General features: G+C 45.0%; 21 protein-coding genes. All 21 read right to left on the bottom strand.

Annotated elements, in window-relative coordinates; translation table 11 throughout:
* Nucleotides 1-26: 26 nt before the first annotated feature.
* A complete protein-coding gene (locus tag T355_RS0108150) occupies nucleotides 27-584 on the bottom strand; it encodes a Fe-S-containing hydro-lyase (protein ID WP_027397326.1) in 558 nt (185 codons plus the stop codon).
* Between the two features lie 17 nt (nucleotides 585-601).
* Complete coding sequence (locus tag T355_RS0108145) at nucleotides 602-1,444, bottom strand: fumarate hydratase (RefSeq protein WP_027397325.1); 843 nt, start codon at nucleotides 1,442-1,444, stop codon at nucleotides 602-604.
* Nucleotides 1,445-1,674: 230 nt separating this feature from the next.
* Nucleotides 1,675-2,418, bottom strand: a complete 744-nt coding sequence (gene rph, locus T355_RS0108140) for a ribonuclease PH (protein WP_027397324.1) — start codon at nucleotides 2,416-2,418, stop codon at nucleotides 1,675-1,677.
* Nucleotides 2,419-2,571: 153 nt separating this feature from the next.
* On the bottom strand, nucleotides 2,572-3,240 hold the full coding sequence (locus T355_RS0108135; protein WP_027397323.1) for a coenzyme F420-0:L-glutamate ligase: 669 nt from the start codon (nucleotides 3,238-3,240) through the stop codon (nucleotides 2,572-2,574).
* A gap of 14 nt (nucleotides 3,241-3,254) precedes the next feature.
* The gene (locus tag T355_RS0108130; protein ID WP_027397322.1) at nucleotides 3,255-3,815 is read right to left on the bottom strand and encodes a hypothetical protein; all 561 of its coding nucleotides are present in this window, start codon (nucleotides 3,813-3,815) and stop codon (nucleotides 3,255-3,257) included.
* A 38-nt stretch (nucleotides 3,816-3,853) separates the two neighbouring features.
* Complete coding sequence (locus T355_RS0108125) at nucleotides 3,854-4,261, bottom strand: acyl-CoA thioesterase (RefSeq protein WP_027397321.1); 408 nt, start codon at nucleotides 4,259-4,261, stop codon at nucleotides 3,854-3,856.
* A gap of 129 nt (nucleotides 4,262-4,390) precedes the next feature.
* Nucleotides 4,391-5,896, bottom strand: a complete 1,506-nt coding sequence (locus T355_RS0108120; protein WP_027397320.1) for a Na+/H+ antiporter NhaC family protein — start codon at nucleotides 5,894-5,896, stop codon at nucleotides 4,391-4,393.
* Between the two features lie 139 nt (nucleotides 5,897-6,035).
* Nucleotides 6,036-7,202: an aminotransferase class I/II-fold pyridoxal phosphate-dependent enzyme gene (locus T355_RS0108115; RefSeq protein WP_027397319.1), complete on the bottom strand. Its 1,167-nt coding sequence runs from the start codon at nucleotides 7,200-7,202 to the stop codon at nucleotides 6,036-6,038.
* Between the two features lie 70 nt (nucleotides 7,203-7,272).
* Nucleotides 7,273-8,223: a ribose-phosphate diphosphokinase gene (locus T355_RS0108110; protein WP_027397318.1), complete on the bottom strand. Its 951-nt coding sequence runs from the start codon at nucleotides 8,221-8,223 to the stop codon at nucleotides 7,273-7,275.
* 121 nt (nucleotides 8,224-8,344) lie between these two features.
* Nucleotides 8,345-9,712, bottom strand: coding sequence for a bifunctional UDP-N-acetylglucosamine diphosphorylase/glucosamine-1-phosphate N-acetyltransferase GlmU (glmU, locus tag T355_RS0108105; protein WP_027397317.1), 1,368 nt, complete (start codon nucleotides 9,710-9,712; stop codon nucleotides 8,345-8,347).
* 49 nt (nucleotides 9,713-9,761) lie between these two features.
* A complete protein-coding gene (locus T355_RS0108100) occupies nucleotides 9,762-10,451 on the bottom strand; it encodes a GntR family transcriptional regulator (protein ID WP_027397316.1) in 690 nt (229 codons plus the stop codon).
* A gap of 2 nt (nucleotides 10,452-10,453) precedes the next feature.
* Entirely contained in the window at nucleotides 10,454-11,332 is an 879-nt protein-coding gene (gene ispE, locus T355_RS0108095; protein WP_027397315.1) for a 4-(cytidine 5'-diphospho)-2-C-methyl-D-erythritol kinase, read from the bottom strand.
* Nucleotides 11,333-11,356: 24 nt separating this feature from the next.
* On the bottom strand, nucleotides 11,357-12,061 hold the full coding sequence (locus T355_RS0108090; RefSeq protein WP_027397314.1) for a hypothetical protein: 705 nt from the start codon (nucleotides 12,059-12,061) through the stop codon (nucleotides 11,357-11,359).
* 38 nt (nucleotides 12,062-12,099) lie between these two features.
* Nucleotides 12,100-13,230, bottom strand: a complete 1,131-nt coding sequence (locus tag T355_RS0108085) for an HAD family hydrolase (RefSeq protein WP_027397313.1) — start codon at nucleotides 13,228-13,230, stop codon at nucleotides 12,100-12,102.
* 114 nt (nucleotides 13,231-13,344) lie between these two features.
* On the bottom strand, nucleotides 13,345-14,619 hold the full coding sequence (locus T355_RS0108080) for a dicarboxylate/amino acid:cation symporter (protein ID WP_027397312.1): 1,275 nt from the start codon (nucleotides 14,617-14,619) through the stop codon (nucleotides 13,345-13,347).
* A gap of 108 nt (nucleotides 14,620-14,727) precedes the next feature.
* The gene (gene tadA, locus T355_RS13965; RefSeq protein WP_071997185.1) at nucleotides 14,728-15,264 is read right to left on the bottom strand and encodes a tRNA adenosine(34) deaminase TadA; all 537 of its coding nucleotides are present in this window, start codon (nucleotides 15,262-15,264) and stop codon (nucleotides 14,728-14,730) included.
* Nucleotides 15,265-15,528 carry a hypothetical protein gene (locus tag T355_RS0108070; RefSeq protein ID WP_027397311.1) on the bottom strand — a complete coding sequence of 88 codons (264 nt, stop codon included), beginning with the start codon at nucleotides 15,526-15,528 and terminating at the stop codon, nucleotides 15,265-15,267.
* A gap of 216 nt (nucleotides 15,529-15,744) precedes the next feature.
* Nucleotides 15,745-16,698, bottom strand: a complete 954-nt coding sequence (locus T355_RS0108065; protein WP_037330027.1) for a malate dehydrogenase — start codon at nucleotides 16,696-16,698, stop codon at nucleotides 15,745-15,747.
* A gap of 170 nt (nucleotides 16,699-16,868) precedes the next feature.
* A complete protein-coding gene (locus T355_RS0108060) occupies nucleotides 16,869-19,076 on the bottom strand; it encodes a tetratricopeptide repeat protein (RefSeq protein WP_027397309.1) in 2,208 nt (735 codons plus the stop codon).
* Nucleotides 19,077-19,346: 270 nt separating this feature from the next.
* Complete coding sequence (locus T355_RS0108055) at nucleotides 19,347-20,201, bottom strand: PHP domain-containing protein (RefSeq protein WP_037330025.1); 855 nt, start codon at nucleotides 20,199-20,201, stop codon at nucleotides 19,347-19,349.
* A gap of 111 nt (nucleotides 20,202-20,312) precedes the next feature.
* Complete coding sequence (gene uvrC, locus T355_RS0108050; protein ID WP_027397307.1) at nucleotides 20,313-22,109, bottom strand: excinuclease ABC subunit UvrC; 1,797 nt, start codon at nucleotides 22,107-22,109, stop codon at nucleotides 20,313-20,315.
* Between the last annotated feature and the right edge of the window lie 41 nt (nucleotides 22,110-22,150).

The following is a 22,150-nucleotide window of genomic DNA, read 5'->3' as shown; positions in this document are numbered from 1 at the left end:
TCTTTCACACAGGAAAGTATTTAATATCATAACTTACGATATGGTTTCTGACCAATCTCGTAATAGTCATTACCCTCAGAATCGATAACTACGATTGCAGGGAAATCCTCAACCTCAAGAGCAGCGAGAGCCTCTGGGCCCAGCTCAGGGTAAGCAATAACGGTGTACTTCTTAACGGACTTTGCGATGAGGGCAGCAGCACCACCAACAGCAGCGAAGTAAGTAACGCCGTTCTTCTTCATGGACTCAACTACCTCTGGAGCACGGGAGCCCTTACCGATCATACCCTTGATACCCTGCTCAAGCATGGTAGGGGTATAAGCATCCATACGACCAGCAGTAGTAGGACCGCAGGAACCGATTGGATCGCCTGGCTTTGCAGGTGTAGGACCAAGATAGTAAACTATCTGATTATTCCAGTCGATTGGCAATTTCTCGCCACGAGCCAGAGCCTCAGTCATAACCTTGTGTGCAGCATCACGGGCACTGTAGATAGTACCGGTAATAAGCACGCTATCGCCAGCACGGAGCTTGCGGGAATCCTCTTCTTTAAGAGGAGTAGTTATACGAATTGTCTCAGCCATTATATAAACCTCCTATATTAAAGAACACGATGGGAATGACGGCAAGCATGGCAGCAGATGGTAACTGCTACTGGCAGGCCGGCAATATGAGTAGGACCCCACTCGATGTTTACAGCCAATGCGGAAGTAGTACCGCCAAGCTGAGGACCGATACCGGTCTTGTTAATAAGGCCGAGGAGCTCGTTCTCCAGTGCAGCGTAATCAGGATGAGCATTACGCTCAGTAATCTTACGCATGAGAGCGCGCTTGGAAAGATAAGCAGCCTGATCCATAGTGCCGCCGATACCTACACCAACAACCATTGGTGGGCATGGGTTGCAGCTTGCATGCTGGATAATATCCAGAACAGCTTTCTTAACACCCTCAACGCCATCAGCAGGAACCAGCATCTTGATACCGCCCTTGTTCTCGGAGCCAAAGCCCTTGCATGTCAGCTCAATCTTAAGCTGATCGCCTGGTACAATCTTGGTATAAATAATAGCTGGTGTGTTGTTCTGAGTATTCTTACGGTCAAATAAAGGCTCAGCAACAACGGACTTGCGAAGATAACCCTCAGTGTAGCCCTTAGCAACGCCAGCGTTGATAGCTTCTGTCAGATCGCCACCCTCGATATGAAGATCCTGACCTACCTCAAGGAAAATAATGGTCATACCAGTATCCTGGCAGATAGGACGATCCTCAGCTCTAGCAATCTCAGAGTTGCGAATGATCTGATCAAGAACAACCTGACCAACTGGAGACTCCTCTGTCTCACGGCCCTTCTTAAGAGCTTCATACACGTCCTGAGGTAAATAGTAGGCAGCTTCCTTACACATCTGCGCTACTTCTGCTGTGATCTGTTCAACATTGATCGTACGCAAATTAAACCCTCCCTAATATAATAAAAAAATTACACTCGCATACATATCTCATATTATCATACTTTTAATGTGCTTTCAAGCCAATAACCACAAGGGTTTGCCACTAAAAAGATGAATGGTATTCGTAATTTTTCTTTGGTCGTCTGACAATTCAGTGATAATCGGTGTTTATAGAATATTCGCCTTATCATTAGCATATTTTACCGACGAAAAAAAATTTTAAAACTTTTTTATTCCCGACCGACTTTCCAAACTAAATCATTACCCAAAATATCCTTTTCATAGGAAATCAGTTCATCGGTGCCCTTTTCTGCCAATGCCAGTAAATTGTCCATTTCTTCACGGCTAAATGGTCTGCCCTCGCCGGTCCCCTGAACCTCCACGAACTGTCCCATACCAGTACGCACCACATTCATATCCACAATGCAGCTGGAATCTTCCTCATAATTTAAATCAAGTACAGGCTCACCCGATGCAGAAATTCCCACACTGATGGCTGACAAGAAATCCTTTACAGGGAAAGGCTTAGTGCCGTCATAAATTGTTGCACAGGCCTCCACCACCGCAATAAAGGCACCTGTAATAGAAGCTGTACGGGTACCGCCATCAGCCTGAATAACGTCACAATCAACAGTAACGGTTCTTTCTCCCAAAGCCTTCAAATCCATTACAGAACGCAGACTACGACCAATAAGACGCTGAATCTCCTGGGTACGGCCAGTTTGCTTACCCCTGGCAGCCTCTCTGGAGGTTCGGGTATTTGTAGCACTTGGCAACAGGGAATATTCAGCTGTAAGCCAGCCCTCACCAGTCCCCTTTAAAAAGCTGGGCACACGGTCCTCAATAGTGGCAGCACAAATTACCTTGGTATTCCCCATCTCAATAAGCACGGAGCCTGCCGGGTGAATCTGAAAATGACGGTTTATCTTGTATTTACGAAGCTGGTCATTCTTACGGCCATCTTTTCTTTCCATATTTTTCCTCCTTAGAAAGCAAGATGAAAGCATACAGGCTTTCATCAGCCCTTACACGAAATCTAAAGTTCATCTGCATCCTTTGGATTTGATTCACTAAGATTTCTTAGCAAAAATCCCCGCCACCTATATGGGCGACGGGGCACAAAAATCTTAACTGTTCTGTTCCTGATACTGTCTAAAGTTCTTGATAATAACAATTGGGGTCTTCTGGGAAGCATTACCAAAAGGATTATCAATCAGAAGATTAGCCGCCATAAGACCATTGAGGCCCTTGGACTGACCAACCACCCGGGAACGCTTCAAATCATTTACGTCAGCAATCAGACCGCCAAAGCAGCCCAAACGTGCCTTGAGCTGTTCAACAACCTTGTCAGGATCCTTCGGACCATAAACAATGTGCTTATCAAATGGTGGCATAGTACCGGTAACGTCATCGATAAGAGCAGTCTGCTCACCGCCCCACTTGTAAAAGAGGCCTTTTAAACCCACAATTTTTCCCAAAAAGCCAGCAAAAAGTGCACCGGCCACACGCCACTTGCCCTCCACATCCATCAAGGACTGCATGCCGTGTGGGGTGGCCAAGGAGCCATAATCAGGGATAAACCGGCAACAAAACTTTGCCACCTTGGTAATTTTCAAATCCTCAGGACGCACGGCCCGCCCCTGGGTAATAGCCACAACACTTTCCGCTACAGAAATAACATCATCAGGACCAATCTTGTCCTTGGTATAACGCTCTACTGTATCAATAATATCATCCTTATCAGTAAGAATTCTGGTAGGGATTGGAATCAGTTCAATTTTTGCATCATTACTCATGTCAAATGCCCTCCTTATGCTTCAACCAGTTCAGTGCCGACAAGTTTGGCGATTTCCGCTGCCGGTACCTCAATACGAACCTGACGGTAATGAGCCTCCATGCGGCCAGCTTCCATCCAAATAATCAGGAAATTGAAGTCAGGCATCTTGGAAATGGCTTCCTTAATGGTCATGCCATGACGGGCAATGAGCTTAATCTGGGCCTTAATGGTAGCGCGGTCAAGATCCTTTCCATACCCCTTCCGCTGAATGATATAAGCCTCAAAATAATCATCCTCACGGGGAGCGGACAGGAGCTCCGCATGACCTCTTGTTTCAACACCATCATACTGCTCATAAGGGAGCTGTGGGCGAACAAAGCAGTCCATCACTACAGTACACTGCTTGCCCTCATTTACAAATTCAACATTGGTGCTGAAGGTCAAGCTATCCTCAGTCTGTTCATCCACTACAAAGGCGCTACGGCTATCCTTCTTTGCAATTACATTCTCCACTCCTAAATGCATAAAATACAATTTCGTAAAAAGTACAATCAGAATTGCAACAGCGACTATACACAATAACACGGTTCCCATAAATTATACCTCCAAATGTTTGAATGCCTTATGATTAATCAGTCCAGCATTGCTTTTAATTTATTGTAGTAGGTTTCCGGCAAGCGGGTAATCTTGCCAGTTTCCATTGAAGTAAAAACATTCTGTGTCCTGCCAGTTACCAGCAGGGTATCATCGGATGCCCGCAAAATACGGTATGTAAATGCCATCTTCGCCTTGGTAAGGGCTTCAGGGGTAGTTTCAATAATCAATTCATCATCAAATTTGGCAGAATTGACATATTTGGCACTAACCTCCGTAATTGGAAAAACATAACCGTCATCCATAAGCTGATTCAGAGTAATGCCAGCCTCACGAAGAAACTCCACACGACCGATTTCAAACCATCTGATGTAGTTGGAATGATGCACCACAGCCATGGCATCTGTGTCATAAAAGTTAACCTTGTGGCGTACTGTTGTAACCACAACATCATCTCCTCATTTTTTAATCTTCTACAACTTATTTAGAATAAAACTATACCAACTGAATGTCAAGGCGAAAATAAAACACCTGCGCAAAAAGCACAGGTGTTGTAATTATATAAAATTTAAAAATTAATGATCAACGTCAACAGGCTTAACCTTGGCACAGATTATAGCCATAACCACTGCCAAAATAGCCGCTGCCGCAGCCAGACCATACCAGCCGTTCATGGTATAACCATCAACCATATAGCCTACAAAGCTGGCACTGGCCACAATCAGCACATAAGGAATCTGAGTGCTTACGTGATCAAGGTGACTGCACTGGGCACCGGCAGAAGCCAAAATTGTCGTATCGGAAATTGGTGAAGCGTGATCACCGCCAACTGCACCGGAAAGAATAGCTGCCACTGTAATAGACAGCATATTTACATCGTTTGGTCCAATTACAGCTACGGCAATTGGAATAAGAATACCGAAGGTACCCCATGAGGTACCGGTGGCAAAAGCCAAAATAATCGCTACCACGAAGAAGATTACCGGCAGGAACATTACCACATCAGTATTGGCACTTACCAGCATTCCCACATAACCGCCAAGGTTAAGATACTTGTCACTGCAGATACCGGAGAGAGTCCATGCAAAGCAGAGAATCAAATTTGCAGGTGTCATGGCCTTGAAGCCCTGTACAAAGGTTTCACAGAAAGACTTAAAGGTAATAACCCTACGTGGCAGATACAGCAGAGCAGTAAACACAAATGCAGTAAAGGAACCAAATACCAAGCCCTTGGAGGAATCACAATCCGCAAAAGCATCAGCAATGGTCTTGCCCTCATTGATACCACCAGTGTAAAGCATACCATATACGCAGGCTGCGATAAGAACAATCAGTGGCAAAATGAGGTCGATAATACGGCCATTACCAGTCGGTCCCTCCTGCTCACTGTCGCGGTATTCCTTAGGCACAATGAAATTTTCCTGATTCTTCTTTACATAAGCTGCCATGGAGAAGACATCACGCTGAGAAATGATTATGAACACCATAAAGGCCATAGTCAACAAAGCATAAAGGTTAAACGGAATGGTCTGAAGAAACAGGGCAAAGCCATCAATTTCACTGCCCTCAGGCAGGGAAGAGCCTACTGCTGCAGCCCAGCTGGATACTGGTGCCAGAATGCAGATAGGTGCTGCTGTGGCATCAATAATGTAAGCCAGCTTAGCACGGGAAATCTTAAACTTATCCGTGATTGGACGCATTACAGTACCAACGGTGAGACAGTTAAAATAGTCGTCGATGAAAATAACAATACCAAGGATAGCAGTCAAAAGCATTGCACTGCGACGTCCCTTGATGTTTTCTGCTGCCCACTCACCATAGGCCCGGGTAGCACCGGAGCGGGTAATAGCCGCCACAATAATACCCAGAATTACCAGAAAGACCAAAATGTTGACATTGCCGCCTACCTTATCAGCCAGCACATCAAACATAGTCATAACAGCTTCGATAACATTGAAATTTGTATATAGCAAAGCACCGGAGAAAATACCGATAAGCAGTGACATATACACTTCCTTTGTCGCCAATGCCAGCACAATCGTGATTATAGGTGGCAATATTGACCATACAGATTCTACCATGTGTTTTTCCTACTTTCTTTTATTGAGAATAAATACTCATTTATTTTAATACAAAATACATTTTTTCTCAACTAAAAATATATATTTCGGACACTTAATATAACAATTAAGCATAACAAAAGTCCATTGACAGACTACATCAGGCAAAAATACCAGATTTCCTTACCTCATCCACAGCCCGCTGCATATCCTCCTCAGACTGTACCAGTGCCATACGGACATAGCCCTCTCCAGAAGGTCCAAAGGCACTACCAGGAGTTACCAGCACCCCAGTCTTATCCAGTAAATCCTTAACAAAGGCTTCGGAATTTTCATACGAGGCTGGAATCGGTGCCCATACAAACATAGTTCCAGGTGGCTTGTCCATCTGCCAGCCAGCTTCAATAAGGCCATCACAGAGGACATCACGACGACGCTCGTAAGCTGCTCTGGTTTCCGCCACAATGGACTGATCCCCGGAAATTGCCTCAATAGCCGCCGCCTGAATTGGCAAAAACATTCCGTAATCCATATTGGATTTCAAAGTCTTTAGCATACCAACAACTTTGGAATTACCAAGGCAATAGCCTATGCGGGCACCTGCCAGGCCGTAGGTCTTGGACAGGGAGTTGAATTCCACTCCAACCTCCTTGGCTCCAGGAAGCTCCAGAAAGCTACCCCATTCACGACCATCAAATACCAGCTCGCTGTAAGCATTGTCATGCAAAACAATGATGTCATATTTTTTCGCAAAGGCAATAAGCTCCTTGTAGAACTCTATTGGTGCCATAGCTGCGGTTGGATTATTAGGATAGGAAACCAACATGAATTTGGCCTTACGGGCCACTTCCTCCGGAATATCATCAAGCTGAATCACATAATCGTGCTCTTTTTTCTGAGGCATATAATAAAGCTCAGCCCCGGCAATTCGAGGACCATCTGCAAAAATTGGATAGCATGGATCGGGAACCATCATAATATCCCCTGGATCCAAAATTGAAAGGGCAATATGGGCCAATCCATCCTGAGAACCCAAAAGAGAGCAAATTTCCGTATCAGGATCCAAGGTTACATTGTAGCGACGCTGATACCACTGGGCCACAGCATCCAGCATAGCCTTTCTGTCAGAAATGGCATACACATAGTTAGCTGGATCCATTACAGCCTTGGCCATTGCTTCCATAATCCGCTTTGCAGGTGGAATATTAGGCGCACCGATACTCAGGTCAATGACATTTTTGCCGGCAGCCACACACTCCTTGCGCATTTCTGCTAATCTGGAGAATACCCCTTCTCCAAACTGTTCCATTCTTTTTGCAAATTCCATTATTATCACCCCAAAATTCTTGCTAAACGAAAAGGGCGAACCGAGATTCGCCCCTTGCATTATTTGATTATTATTTGAAGAGCTTACTTACAGAACCATTGTTGTAAATACAATCAATGAACTCAGCCAACATAGGAGCCAGAGAAATGGTTACAATCTTGTTGGAACGCTTCTCTGGAGCCAATGGAATAGTATTGGTAATAATAAGCTGCTTAATAACAGAGTCATTAATACGCTGTACAGCAGGATCAGTTAAAATACCATGGGAGCAGCAAGCATAAACTTCCTTGGCGCCCAGCTTCTTCAGAGCCTTGGCACCCTCACAGAGGGAACCAGCAGTATCAACCATATCATCAATCATGATACAGGTCTTGCCCTTAACATCACCAATGAGGTTCATAACCTCTGCACAACCAGGACGTGGACGACGCTTCTCCACAATGGCAATGCCAACATCAAGCAAATCAGCCATTTTACGGGCACGGGTAACACCGCCAAGGTCAGGGGATACCACAATAGCATCCTCAAGATTAAGCTCCCTGAAATACTCAGCCATTGCAGGAGCAGCAGCCAAATGGTCTACTGGAATATCAAAGAAGCCCTGAATCTGACCAGCATGAAGGTCAACAGTAACTACACGGTCCAAACCAGCAGACTGCATCAAATTCGCAACCAGCTTTGCGGAAATAGGCTCACGACCACGGGTCTTACGGTCCTGGCGGGCATAAGCATAATAAGGAACTACGGCAGTTACGCTATGAGCAGATGCACGCTTACAAGCATCAGTCATAATGAGAAGCTCCATCAGATTCTCATTAACTGGCTGGCTGGTAGGCTGGATAATGAAGATATCCTTACCGCGAATACTTTCACTGATCATAACCTGGATTTCACCGTTGTTGAAATGGCCCACCTGAGCCTCAATAAGGCTGATACCAAGGTGCTCGGCGATTTCCTGAGCCAGCTCTGGATTCGCATTACCAGCTAAAAGACGCATGTTACTCTTTGCAGATTGTGACATTTTTTATAAAGCCTCCAAACTTTAATAAAACAAATTTCTTTTTAGGTAAATTTTCCCACTAGGATTTCCCAGCAAAAAATTTCCGTATATATATTATCAGTAAACCACTGAAATATCCACTTTAATTTTTTCGTTTATCTGCCCATCCACTTATATTTTTTTGATGAGCTCTGGCAATAGCCAAATCAGAGGCTGGAATATCCTTGGTAATAGTGGAACCGGCACCAATATATGCGCCCTCACCAACTGTTACAGGAGCCACCAGAGCTGTCTGGCACCCCACAAAGGCATTATCACCAATAACAGTACGATGCTTGTTCTTGCCATCGTAGTTAACGGTAACAGTACCACAGCCACAGTTTACATGGCTTCCCACATCAGCATCACCGATATACTGGAGATGAGGCAGCTTGGTACCCTCACCAATGTTGGAATTCTTAACCTCAACAAAGTTTCCGATATGAACGTCCTTGCCAATATGGGTATTAGGACGAAGATGAACATACGGACCAAAGTCAACACCATCATCAACGATGCAGTCATGACCATAAGCGAAATGGCCTTTTACACCATCCCCAATGGTAACATTGCTAAAGCGGCAGTTAGGACCGATTTCGCAATTTGCACCAATCTTAGTATTACCTTCCAACCAGGTGAAAGGATAAATAACTGTATCAGGGCCTACCTCAACATCAGCATCCACAAAGGTGCTGTCTGGATCCATAATGGTTACGCCGTTATCCATCAGCTCAATATTCTTGCGACGACGGAGAATCTTCTCTGCCCCGGAAAGCTGAACGCGGGAATTTATGCCCAAAGTGGACTCATAATCATCTGCGGCCACAGCCCAGATTTTCTCCCCCTGCTCACGGAGAATACCCAATACGTCTGGCAGATAATACTCACCCTGGGCGTTATCACAGCCCACCTTCTCCAGAGCCTCAAACAAATCCTTGCACTCAAAGCAATAAATACCGGAGTTTACCTCCTTAACCTGGCGCTCCTCCTCAGTGGCATCCTTCTGCTCAACGATACGGGCAACATCACCCTCAGCAGTACGGATAATACGGCCATAACCAGTGGCATCTGGCATAATGGCAGTGAGCACAGTTGCCTTGGCGCCAGCAGCCTTATGTCCCTCGTAGAGCTTGCTGATAAGATCAGCAGTAACCAATGGAGTATCACCGCAAAGCACCATAACGGTACCATTCTCCTTTGAAAGCAATGGTGCTGCCTGCTTTACCGCATGACCAGTGCCCAGCTGCTCAGCCTGTACCACAAACTCAGCCTGGTCCCCAATAGCTTCCTTAACGGTGTCGCCACCAAAGCCCACGACTACAACATTGCGCTTTGAACCAGCCTTGGTTGCAGCATCAAGAACGTGCTGCAGCATAGACTTGCCCGCTACTTTATGTAAAACCTTTGGCAGCTTGGACTTCATTCTTGTGCCCTTGCCTGCCGCTAAAATTACTGTTACTAAATCCAGCATTAAAAATTGCCTCCAATATTTTTATACTCCAATATTTTTATATATAAGATTATTTTCCACGATTCTTCATGGCTTCCATGCTCTCCAAAAGAGTCTGCTCCGACTTTTCCATGTGATATTCAGCAGCCGCCCGGGCTTCTGCCACATCCCCCTGGGCTATGGCCTCCACGATGCGGCGATGCTCCTCCAGCGTTGCCTTCAGGCGGCCTGGAAAGGCCATGGAGGTGGAACGGAATCTAGTGAGCTGTTCACGAAGATTGAAAATTATACCTACCAAACGGGAATTGCGGCTTGCCTGATACAAAAGGTCATGGAACTCAGTATCGCACTCAACGATTTTGTCCATATCATTTTCTTCAATGTATCCTCCAATGGCAACCAACAGGCGCTGTAATCTTTCCAGCTCCTCATCAGTAATGCGCTCTGCAGCCAAACCGCTGGCCAAGGAATCGAGGGAAGTACGGATTTCAAAAACCTCATTTACATCCCTGATTGACAGATTAGCCACATAGGTTCCACGGCGGGGCATCATAATAACATAGCCCTCCAGCTCCAGCTTGCGGATTGCTTCCCTTACAGGGGTACGGCTGACACCTAAATCCTCTGCTAACTGGCTTTCCATAAGTCGTTCGCCGGGCTTCAATTTCCCCTTGCGAATAGCATCCCTGAGGGTTTCACAAACTACCTCACGTAGAGGCTGATAGCTATCCAATTTAATAGGTGATAATTTTGTGTCCATAATTAACCTCTATTTCTGCCAACAGTTTTCGCTGTAAACACAGCCGCCTCATTATCTATATTTTTTATCGCTGCTGCCATTTTCTCTGCCACAGACACATCAGGAGCAATGCCGAATACTGTAGGGCCGCTGCCTGACATCATACTGGCCAGTGCTCCCTTGTCCAACATTTCCTTCTTATATCTGTCGATAATGTCATGCTTTTCTATAGTAACACTTTCCAACACATTACACAACAATTTACTTGCAGATAAAATATCCCCCTGCTCTATAGCCTTTATCATGGCCTTATTATCAGGGTGAGGACCGGTATAGCCAGCATCGTAGGTCTTGTAGGCCCAAGCCGTGGATACTCCCACCTTTGGCTTGGCCAACACTATGTCAACCTCCGGAAAATCTGGCAGACGCTCCAAAATCTCCCCACGGCCAGTGGACAGCATGGTGCCCCCCATTATGCAGAAAGGAATATCGGAACCAAGACGTGCCCCCAACTCACATAGCTTTTCCTCTGAAAGATTTAGCTCATAAAGCTGGCTCATTCCCTTCAGAACAGCCGCCGCATCAGATGACCCTCCTGCCAGACCTGCAGCAATGGGTATATGCTTATCCAAGGTTATTTTCACCCCAGCATTAAGACCGCACTCCTCCATAATAAGTGCAGCTGCCCTATAGCACAGATTGGTATTATCCGCAGGCAGGTCAGAGCCCGGAATTTCAAGCTCAATACCACCATCTGTCTTTTCCATATATAGGTTATCGTGAAGGCTTACCTCCTGCATAACCATAGCCACCTCATGGTAGCCGTCATCTCTGGTACCCAAAATATCCAGTGTCAGATTTATTTTGGCATTAGCCTTGATTTCGATTTTTTCGGAACTCACTGTTCCCACTCCTTTAATTTATCTTTAAATATCCCAATGCAGATTATCAGGGTTAGGTGTTGCCTTGTCAATTTCTGACAAAATCCAGGAAATATTTTCATGGGTGGCCGCAAAGGCCTTATCCAATCTCTTTTTGTAGTGTTCAGTAATTTCCATATTATGAAGCGCCATGTGCATATAATCCTTGGCCACAAGAGGAACACCTCGCTCAGCCGCCAGCTGGGCCTTGAAACGGTAGCCATAATACAGATAGCTGTTATGTTCTATTGGAATATCCTTAAACACCTCAATACGCTCATCCACCTCAGCCTCAGCATCCTCGGTCTGTTTCATGAGGTGCATGATATTCCAGCGCTGAGCCCAAAGCTCACCTCTAAGTATATATTTGTATAGATAATCATAGGATTCTGCAGTTTCAATAGCCATATTGATGTGCTCAAGGGCCTTGTTATAAATCTTCTGATCCTTCTCCACCTGGCTGAGGTGCTGAAGGGCATAGGCCTTCTCCTCCACATCCTGACTATTTTCCTCATCGGGCTCCACGTCTAGCACAGACATAAACAGCTCCTTGGCAGCATCCAGACGATTAAATTCCGGCATGGCCAGAAAATGACCTAAACGGGCACGACAATGCCAGTCATCGTAGCCATTGGCAAAAAGCTCCTGTGGTGGACGGGCTGTATTATCAAGAACAATATTTACTAATTCTGAAAATTCTTCTTTATCCATAAAATATAACTCCTTATATATCTGACTCCATTTTTACATTAATAGCTATAAGTAAACTGATTGGCAATAATACCAATAAGGAAAAGCACTCCTGCCATAATCGGCAGCACTGGTGCAAAAAATGGTAGGGCTGACTCAGCCACAATGTAGCTGGTAATAGCACCTAAAACAAGATTAAACAACACTGTAACAATAATACCGGTTTTTCGCTTGCTGTATGTATATCTGGCAATATCCACTGCACTCATTATATTACCGAAATCAACACTGTCCACATAAACATCACACTGGTCCTTAATTGACTCATCAGTAATACTGAGAGCAAAGCTGATATCAGCTGACTGGGCCAAAACCTGGGTATTGCTGGTGGTGGCCACAGCTCCGATAAGGGAATCAGAAGTCTTCATAATGGTAATCTTCTTGGCCTTTTCCATGGTATCCATTTCAGCATTAACATTATTAATACCGGCCTGTCGGGCAATATTGCGGGCAGTGCTGCCGGCAGCACTGGTCATAATAGCAGTGGAAATCCCATAATCCCTAAGGGTTTGAACCGCACCTGGGACAGTTGGCCGCAGGGCATCACTGAACACAATAAAGCCACGGCAAAAACCACCAATGCTTACAAAGGAAACCACATTTCCCTTTCCTGCCAGCTGATCAGCCCTGGTGAGTATTTCCGCAGGGATTTTTACATCATGGTCCTGCAGAAAAGACGCTGTGCCAACTCTGACCTCCTGATGGTTAATGAGAGCCTCAACCCCCTTACCCGGAACCACATTGCTGGCAGATGCCTCAGATAACTCAAGGTGCTTTTCGTCAGCCCACTCGGCTATTGCATCAGCCAAAGGATGCTGGACACCCGCCTCAGCAGATGCTGCAAAGGTCATCATTTTAGATGGGGCTATACCGGCGGGAATAATATCATATACCATTGGCACGCCCTTAGTAACAGCACCAGAAAGGCCCATAACCAGCTGCCCTGTGAGATTTAACAACGGAAGCAGCTTGCGGCTTTTGGCACGAATCTTGAATTTCTTCAAGGTTCTCATGGCCTGCCAAGGAAGGATATACTTCAATAATAAATATGCCAAGCCGTTTACCACTATAAAAATACCGGCAATCATGCCATAAAATACAATTCTATTTTCAAGAAACATATCAAACATTATTACCAACTCCTACCAAATAATTATGGTAGCAGGTACCATAAAAGTCAATAGGTGAAGAAAAAGTCGGCCACCTTTCAGTAGCCGACTTAACTAAAAACACAGATTAAATTGTCAGTCAAGAGAATCCTTCAGATCATTGTTGGTCATAGCACATACACAGGAGTCAGACCAAACATTTTCTGCAGTTTCTATCATATCAATAATCGTGTAGATAGGAAGAATAACACCCATAATTCCCAGTGGTGCACCCATGGAGGACATAAGGGACAGGGTCAGAAAATAACATCCCATTGGTACGCCTGCATTCCCCACTGCGGCGAACACTGCCACAAAAAGCCAGGTGATCATAGTTCCCATTGAAAGCTCAAAGCCCGCATTCTGCATTACGAACAATGAAGTTACCAAAATAAATGCTGCGCAACCATTCATATTGATGGTAGTACAAATTGGCAAAACAAAACGGGAAACCTTCTTGTTTACCTTTAAGTTGTCCTCAGCAGATGCCATGGTAACAGGCAATGTTGCTGCAGAGCTCTTGGTAAACAGGGCCACTGCCAAGGCTGGGGACATCTTCTTAAATACAGTGAATGGATTGAGCCCTCTCAGGAGCAGGAAGATTGGCAAAACAATGAAGAACTGAATTACGTTTCCACCCATAACTACAGCCACATATTTACCAAGGGAGCCTACGATAACACCGGCCTCAATCTGGGCAGCCAGCTGACCAGCAAAAGCCACAATACCGATTGGCAACACATACACAATGCCCCTTATCAGAGTAAAGAGCAATTCCTGAAGGCCATTTATCACCTTTATAAGCATCTGTACATTTTCCGTTTTCGGCATATTGGCCAGACCAAGACCTACTGCAAAGGCAATTAAGAGAATAGATAATACATTGCCAGCTAAAAATGGCTGAAGCAAATTGTTAGGTATTACCGACAAGAAATGGTCATAATAGGACAGCTTCCCCAATTTATCCGGAACCTCAGCAACTCCTGCACCAATAACATCTGCCGGTAAATTTTCCGGTGCAATAAAGATGTATAAGGCCAATCCCACAGCCGCTGCCGCAATGGTTGTAAGCATGGTATATACCACAGCGTGACCAAAAATACGGCCTGTTTCCTTCTTGGTTCCCAAGGTCGCCAAGGTGGTTATAACTGCCAGAGCAATGGTTGGAACTGCCACAAACTGGAACAGCCGGGTAAATACGGTGGCAACGAAGTTGAACAGATCGTTAAGCACTGGAATATTGAGCCACCCCAGGGCTCCACCCACAATCAGTGCTGAAAACCATAAAACCATCTGCTTTACCTGAGCCTTTTGGTCAGTCTGTTTTATGGCCTCCTGTGCCTTCTTCTGAACATCATTTTCACTAGACATATCCTTCCCCCTCTTTCTCCGAATTATTACCGACCCATTTAGTTGGTAATAATTATAATATGAGTAGTATCATACTCAAAAAATATATAATTGTCAATTATTATTTTATCATTCTTTTTCAAGTGTACAAGTGTCTTTTTCTATTTTTTCACAACTCTGGGGAGTATTTTGTCTTTTCTTTTTATTCTGCTCCCTTCGCATCTTAAAAAAGTCCCTCATTATACCACAGCATCTGTCCTCCAGCACCCCGGCAGTAACCTCCGTCTGATGGTTAAGATTGCTGTTTGTCAGCACATTAAAAATGGAATGCACTGCCCCAGCCTTAATGTCTGCCCCGCCGTATACAACCCGATCAATACGACTGTTTACAATGGCCCCGGCACACATAGGGCAAGGTTCTATGGTCACATAAAGGGTAGTCCCGGAAAGGCGCCATCTGTCCAACTTTTTGTTTGCCGCCCGTATAGCCTCTATCTCCGCATGGGCTGTGGCATCCTTTGCTGTTTCACGCAAATTATGTCCCACAGAAACAGTAGTGCCGTCCTTGGCCACAAGGACGGCACCTATAGGAACTTCCCCGAGCTCGTAAGCCTTCTGAGCTTCAGCCAGGGCAAGATTCATATACTTTTCGTCATCTAATATCATTTACGCCTCAGCTCCTCCTCGAAAGAATCGCAAATCCACGCCACCCTCGTAGAACAGGGACTGGGTTACCTGCTGACAATCCAGCACATAAGCCTCTGAAATCGGAGCATCTTCCCGCTGCTGTCTCATCTTTTCGCTAAGCATCTTGTGGAACGGGGATTTACCATTATTCTGATCATCACGACTATTTTTCCGCAGGAATGGGCTGTTCACATCACAGTCAACACCCTTTACTCTTGCTACTCTTTCAATTTTCTCTAACATGATGATCACCTCACTTTATTAATTTACTAATCCATCAACCATAAGCCCCCAAATTTAACTAACTATATCTTCTTGCCACATATATCGTTACTATTTACCTATAAATTAACATTATTTTCTGAAAATTCCATGTATACTTTTCCGGTATACAAAAAAGGCCCACAGAAATCTGCAGACCTTTCATGTACATATTAAATGTGATGTTTAGAAGTAAAATTACTTCTTCAGTGCATCGCCCAGGTTGTTCTGAGTGTTGCGAGCTGCCTGTACGGACTCAGCGAAACGCTCTTTCTCCTTGCCCTCGAGCTTCAGCTCAACAATCTTCTCAATGCCGTTCTCGCCCAGAATTACTGGAACGCCGATGCAGAGGTCATTCTCGCCATACTCACCCTCGAGGTATACGCAGCAAGGAATGAGCTTCTTGCCATCAGTGATGATAGACTTAACCAGCTCGCCAGCTGCAGCACCTGGAGCATACCAAGCAGAAGTGCCCAGGAGACCGGTCAGGGTAGCACCGCCAACCTTGGTCTGTGCAATAGCATCCTCAAGCTCAGCCTCGCTGAGGAAGTGAGATACAGGAATACCCTTGTAAGTTGCGATAGATCCGAGTGGAACCATGGTCTTGTCGCTATGACCACCGATAACCATACCCTCAATGTCGGTAGGAGTTGCAGGATAGCCCTTCTTCTTCAGTGCGCAAGACAGGAAATAACGGAAACGGGAGCTGTCCAGCATGCCGCCCATACCGATAACCTTGTTCTTAGGAAGGCCGGAGTTCTTCAGTGCGAGGTAAGTCATTGCATCCATTGGGTTGGAGATAACAATGAAGATTGCATCTGGAGAATACTTAACAGCCTGCTCAATAACACTGCCTACGATGCCAGCGTTAACGCCGATGAGGTCTTCACGGCTCATGCCTGGCTTACGAGGAATACCGGAAGTGATAACAACAACCTTGGAACCTGCAGTAGCAGCGTAATCGTTAGTAACACCAGTGATGGTAGTGTTGAAGTTAAGGATCTGAGAGGTCTGCATCATATCCATAGCCTTACCTTCGGAAACACCCTCTTTAATATCGAGAAGTACTACTTCACTAGCATAACCAGCACTTGCAATAACATTTGCTGCGGTAGCGCCTACGTTACCTGCACCTACAACTGTAACTTTCATAATTTTACAATTCCTCCTTTTATTTACGACAGACTGCGTATGGTCACAATCTGAACATTGAACTAATGATATTATAACAAATACTTATGAAATAATCAATTAAATAAGGCGATTAGTCACTTTGAAATAAAAAATAGAGTGTGACAAAAATGCCACACCCTATTAATCATTTAGAATTTCTTTACATAATGCATGAAGTTAAACAAACCATCAGTTACATAGGTGAAAATACTGCTATAACCACTGTAGTACTCGCCGGAGCTGGTACGCTCATATACGCCATCCATTGCGCCATTCAACGGAGTATCAGTCAAATGGTTTTCGATATGATTTGCATCAGTAAACCACCGTTTGGCATAATTCATTATTGTTGCTCCGTCATTAGCATACATGGCAAACACATTTGTGGCCTTATCGTAGGTAAATGCAGTCCACTCGCTTGGATCATTTTCATTGGTCATCTTATACCACATAGCAGGCAGGTTTGGACGCGCTTCCACTTCCTTTTCAGGATACAGAGCTACCTCATATTTTACCCCTCGACCATCTTGCACCTCGTACTCGGCACCGATTTCACTGTCACCATTGAAAATAGTGTTACGTACCAAGGTTAAAATGTGTGGCTTAATGGTGTAATTCTGTGGATACAGAACATAAGCAGCCAATGGCTGACTGTACTCATATACGCCACTTTCCTGACTATTAACAAAATCTCTTACTATAACAGCCTCATTCGCATCGTCATAACGAACTGCCTGCTTTAAGCCGGCACCATCATAAATGAGATATTCATGGGTATCATAGTCGTAATCGAAGGAGAAGTCACCCCAAATATAACCATAATCCTGTTTAAACAGATATCTACCATGTGGACGGTCAACGAAATCCACAGTAGTTGGGCCATAATTAGCCTTCAGGTAATTGTAGGTCTTCATTGGGTCTTCATAGGAAAGGATATACCGCTGTCCCTCTGAGTAATACTTAAGGACAGTATTATTCAAGTTATAAATTTCCTCAGAACTATTAGTTGGTAACGTGGATGGTGCAGTGGCAATAGCACCGTCAGAAGCCAGCTGCGGACCGTTGCCGGTACCTGGCATAGCAGTAGGTACATTAACCTCTGAGCCCAGCTGTTCATACTGCTGCTGATATACGCCACTTTCATACTTGGATCGTACATCCTGTGGTACTACTTCCTTATAGAAATCATCAGTTTCGTTCTGCTTAATGCCACCAACAACAGATATAATAACCCCATCATTCTCCCATACAGTCTGAGCTGGGAACTGGGAAGAATTATTGGTAACGTATATAGCATCATTCAGCTTCTTTAAGTCATCCTTGTACTTATTCAGCTTGGCCTTATGACGCTGTTGCTTGGCGTTGGCGTGGTTCAAACGGGTATGTTGGAATTTGCCGATATCGTCTATGATATTAGGATCGTATTTCTCGGCCTTCCCGTAGTCAGAGTCCGCCTCACTATTCCTGCCCAATGCCTGATTGCACAGAGACCGATAATAATATGTATGAGCCGATTCATCATTTATTTCCAAGCTCTTATTAAAATCCGCCATGGCCTTATCATATTGGCCCAATGCGTAATAAATAGAGCCTCTTGTATCAAGAATATTGGCATCTTCCTTATCCTTCATTACTGCCCATTGGGCATCGTCAAGGGCCTGTTCATAATTTCCCAATAAGTAATTATGCCATGCCCTCTGGTTATACGCAGAAGCTATAGGTGCAGCCTCAATACGTCTGGTTTCCCACTCCAGGGCTTCATCGTAATTACCCAATTCCCAGCATGCCTTGCCTAAATCCCGGGCAATGGCCTGATCATGACAACCACCATCATAGATGTTTTTCAAATGTTTGTATGCCGTTTCCCAATCCTTTTCAGAAACAGCCTTTTCTGCTTGGTTAAAATCATTTTTATGGGCAGCATCGAAGGCCCGATTGTCCGCCGCCACCTCGTTGCACAGAGCTGGGAACATGCTTTTTACTGTGTCGTATACCGTAAGTGCATTACCGGAAATATTTACAAACTTGAATTTATACATTGTCCAATTATCAATGTCAATAGGAACACTATAATACGTTACCATATCGTCAGCTGTATCAAACAACACATAATCCTTACCGACTTCGTTTACCACAGGTATTCCATAAGGCAAATACTGCTCCTCGTGGGTGGTATAGGCACATCGAACATAACTGCGCCCGTAATAAGTAACCTTTTTGACATAAGGAACATCCATGCGTAAATAACCGTTTTGTGTGTCGGCTATAATTGGATTTTCCGTATTTTCCGCATAGGATGTTGCCGTCAGCATCAGCAATATCATCCAAAAAATTGCCAATACTCTTCGTAATTTCATAACCATTCCTCCATGATGTTATTTTAGCTTGCAACCCCACAAGCCGTTTACGATTATAGCACTATCAACTACCGCATACAATATAAACGGAGGATTCTAATAGGAGTATAATTGTTTTCTCATTTTATTCTAATTATTATGCACGATACTTATTAATTTAATAAGACAATAGGCCTATTTTAATTTATTACAATAAAAACTGCAGTTAAAATGATTTCTCATCTCAACCGCAGTTTTTGTACTCTTTGCACTTTTTATTAACTTAGTATTTTATTTACGCCCTATATGAGCCATTATCTTTTCATAAAATTCAAATGGCACATTCATATTGCCCTCGTGGCCAGTGCCCAGCTCTATGCCCCTGCGATTGGCGCCGTGGAAATCGGTGCCGCCGGTGGCCAGCATATTGTACTTCTCTATCATGAGGGCTGCAAATTCCCCGTCCTCCGGGGAATAATTTGGATAATACCGCTCCATGCCATCAAGTCCGAAGGACATAAGCTCTTTTAGCGATTCCTCCTTCTTCTCCCAGGACCAGCCCTTCATACCAATATCCTTATGGTAATGGGCCAAAGAAGTTACGCCACCTGCTTTTCTGATTACCGGCAGGGCTTCCTCAGCGGAAATATCACCATAAACGCCTGCTTCCTTAAGGCCTGGATTTAGATATTCATCCCACAGAGTCTGAATCTTACATGGCAGATTCATAGCTACCAGAGTACGCATAATGGCATAACGGTCCAAATGAACGGCAGCATGCTTCTTTACCTTATCCATGGTGATATCCAAGCCCTTATTCTGGATATATTCTACCACCTGGTCCATATTCTTTTCCTTGTTATGGCGAATCTTGGCATAAAGCTGTTTAAAGTCAGGATTTGCCTCATCAAAGCCCAGACACACAATATGGAGCTTATGGTCCTCATAGGCCACAGTCATTTCCATACCGTTTATGAAATTAACCCCCAGCTTTTTGGCTTCATCTGCCGCTTCCCCATTTCCCGCAATGGATTCGTGGTCGGTGAGAGTCACTGCCTCCAGGCCCTTCTCCTTGGCCAAATCCACTATATCCCTTGGGGTGTATGTACCGTCTGAAACGGTGGAATGAACATGTAAATCTATCATAAAAATCAATCCTTTTGTTGTTGACCTCATCCACCGCCCTTACAGGACTAGCTTCGCGTCGCAGGCGGTCCCCCTTCCCCAAGGGGGAAGGCAAGTGCGATGAAATTAGTGTTAACGAAACTTAAAATAATTATGTACTGCTTCTGCTGATGGGATATTCATACCGTCAAGGCCGGCCATTTCCTCCACAGAAGCCTGTTTTATCTTTTCTATGGTGCCAAAATGGTCCATAAGTATTTTTCTCCGTTTCGGACCAATTCCCTCCACATTGTCCAGTACGGAAACAAGATTCCGCTTGTTTCGTAGCTTTCTATGATAAGTAATAGCAAAACGATGGGCCTCATCACGGATACGCTGAATAAGATACAGGGCCTGACTGCTGCGTGGAAGTATCACCGGGTCGGATTCCCCTTCACGATAAACCTCCTCAAAACGCTTGGCCAAGCCTACCACGGGAACCGTAAGATGACCCGCTCCCCGGATTATTTCACAGGCGGAGCTGAGTTGTCCCTTACCGCCATCGATGATAATCAGATCCGGCATTTCCGCATCTGCCTTGCCATAACGGCGCATGGTGACCTCCCGCATAGACTTGAAATCATCCGGCTTCCCTTCCGCACTCCGTATCTTAAAGCGACGATAGTCAGATTTTTTCGGCACCCCATCCTCGAATACCACCATGGAGGCCACGGTTTCCGAGCCCTGGGTGTGGGAAATATCGAAGCATTCCATACGGGTTGGAGGATTTACCAGCCCAAGATATTTTCCCAGCTCCTGAACAGCTCCCACTGTCTGGGCATTGGCCTGCTTCAGGCGGGCACTCTCATCTGCCAGAGCCTTTTCCGCATTGCCAATGGCCATTTCCACAATATCCCTTTTTGTACCCCGCTTGGGCACATTGAGAGATACCTTGTATTTGGCCTGTTCTCCCAGCCACTGCTCCAGTAGCTCCTGCTCCTCCACTTCCATAGGAAGCAATATTTCCCTTGGAATAAAGGTGGCCTGATTATAATACTGCTTCAAAAAGGCTATGAGCAATGCTTCATCTGTTTCTTCCTCACTGCCATCAAGAAGGAAATAATCTCTGCCTACCATTTTACCACTACGGACGTAAAAAATCTGCATACAAACGCCCAAACCTGAACGGGCCATGCCAATGGCATCCTGATCCCCCACGCCGGTAATAATGCGCTGCTTTTCGGAAATCTTCTGCACTGCCAAAAGCTGGTCCCGCAGACGGGCAGCACGTTCAAATTCCAGATTGTCTGCTGCTGCTGTCATTCGTTGCTTAAGGTTATATTCCACCTGCTCCGTGCGTCCCTCAAGAAACAGCAACACCTCATCTATCATGAGCTTGTATTCCTCTGGGGATATTTTCCCAGCACAAGGGGCCAAGCACCTTTTGATGTGGTGCTCCAGACACGGGCGGTCTGAATCCATACGGCGACAGCTCCGCAAAGGGAACAGCTTTTTTAAGAGCCGCAGGCTCTCATGAAGAGCCGTAACATTGGTATACGGGCCAAAATACTTGGCGCCATCCCGTGCCACCCGTCTGGTTATATGAACACGGGGGAATACCTCGTTGGTGGTAACCTTTAAATATGGATAATTCTTATCATCCTTTAGACTAATGTTGTATTTTGGACGGTGCTTCTTTATAAGATTGCACTCCAAAATCAGGGCCTCCACCTCAGAGCCGGTGAGGATGGTTTCGAAATCCTCAATACGGGCCACCATGGATTTCACCTTGACAGAATGACTGCTGTTTTGGCGGAAATACTGGGTAACGCGGTTTTTAAGGCTGATGGCCTTGCCCACGTAGATTATTTTGCCCTTGGCGTCCTTCATGATGTAGACCCCAGGAGAATGTGGCAGAAGCACCAGCTTTTCCTCTATTGTGTTGTTCATTCTGTCACCTCCAAAGTAATATTATATATTAGGTCAGAGGC

Origin of the sequence: Anaerovibrio lipolyticus LB2005 (assembly GCF_000621545.1) — a bacterium.
Classification (GTDB): domain Bacteria; phylum Bacillota; class Negativicutes; order Selenomonadales; family Selenomonadaceae; genus Anaerovibrio; species Anaerovibrio lipolyticus_A.
This window is presented reverse-complemented; position numbering and strand designations above follow the sequence as displayed.

Excerpts from the sequence above, each read along its gene's own strand:
- T355_RS0108115 (WP_027397319.1), bottom strand. The coding sequence starts at position 7,202 with ATGGAATTTGCAAAAAGAATGGAACAGTTTGGAGAAGGGGTATTCTCC.
- T355_RS0108150 (WP_027397326.1), bottom strand. The coding sequence starts at position 584 with ATGGCTGAGACAATTCGTATAACTACTCCTCTTAAAGAAGAGGATTCC.
- glmU (WP_027397317.1), bottom strand. The coding sequence starts at position 9,712 with ATGCTGGATTTAGTAACAGTAATTTTAGCGGCAGGCAAGGGCACAAGA.
- T355_RS0108110 (WP_027397318.1), bottom strand. The coding sequence starts at position 8,223 with ATGTCACAATCTGCAAAGAGTAACATGCGTCTTTTAGCTGGTAATGCG.
- T355_RS0108060 (WP_027397309.1), bottom strand. The coding sequence starts at position 19,076 with ATGAAATTACGAAGAGTATTGGCAATTTTTTGGATGATATTGCTGATG.
- T355_RS0108090 (WP_027397314.1), bottom strand. The coding sequence starts at position 12,061 with ATGGATAAAGAAGAATTTTCAGAATTAGTAAATATTGTTCTTGATAAT.
- T355_RS0108055 (WP_037330025.1), bottom strand. The coding sequence starts at position 20,201 with ATGATAGATTTACATGTTCATTCCACCGTTTCAGACGGTACATACACC.
- T355_RS0108120 (WP_027397320.1), bottom strand. The coding sequence starts at position 5,896 with ATGGTAGAATCTGTATGGTCAATATTGCCACCTATAATCACGATTGTG.
- tadA (WP_071997185.1), bottom strand. The coding sequence starts at position 15,264 with ATGATATTAGATGACGAAAAGTATATGAATCTTGCCCTGGCTGAAGCT.
- T355_RS0108100 (WP_027397316.1), bottom strand. The coding sequence starts at position 10,451 with ATGGACACAAAATTATCACCTATTAAATTGGATAGCTATCAGCCTCTA.
- T355_RS0108080 (WP_027397312.1), bottom strand. The coding sequence starts at position 14,619 with ATGTCTAGTGAAAATGATGTTCAGAAGAAGGCACAGGAGGCCATAAAA.
- T355_RS0108065 (WP_037330027.1), bottom strand. The coding sequence starts at position 16,698 with ATGAAAGTTACAGTTGTAGGTGCAGGTAACGTAGGCGCTACCGCAGCA.
- T355_RS0108085 (WP_027397313.1), bottom strand. The coding sequence starts at position 13,230 with ATGTTTGATATGTTTCTTGAAAATAGAATTGTATTTTATGGCATGATT.
- T355_RS0108135 (WP_027397323.1), bottom strand. The coding sequence starts at position 3,240 with ATGAGTAATGATGCAAAAATTGAACTGATTCCAATCCCTACCAGAATT.
- uvrC (WP_027397307.1), bottom strand. The coding sequence starts at position 22,109 with ATGAACAACACAATAGAGGAAAAGCTGGTGCTTCTGCCACATTCTCCT.
- rph (WP_027397324.1), bottom strand. The coding sequence starts at position 2,418 with ATGGAAAGAAAAGATGGCCGTAAGAATGACCAGCTTCGTAAATACAAG.
- T355_RS0108070 (WP_027397311.1), bottom strand. The coding sequence starts at position 15,528 with ATGTTAGAGAAAATTGAAAGAGTAGCAAGAGTAAAGGGTGTTGACTGT.
- T355_RS0108130 (WP_027397322.1), bottom strand. The coding sequence starts at position 3,815 with ATGGGAACCGTGTTATTGTGTATAGTCGCTGTTGCAATTCTGATTGTA.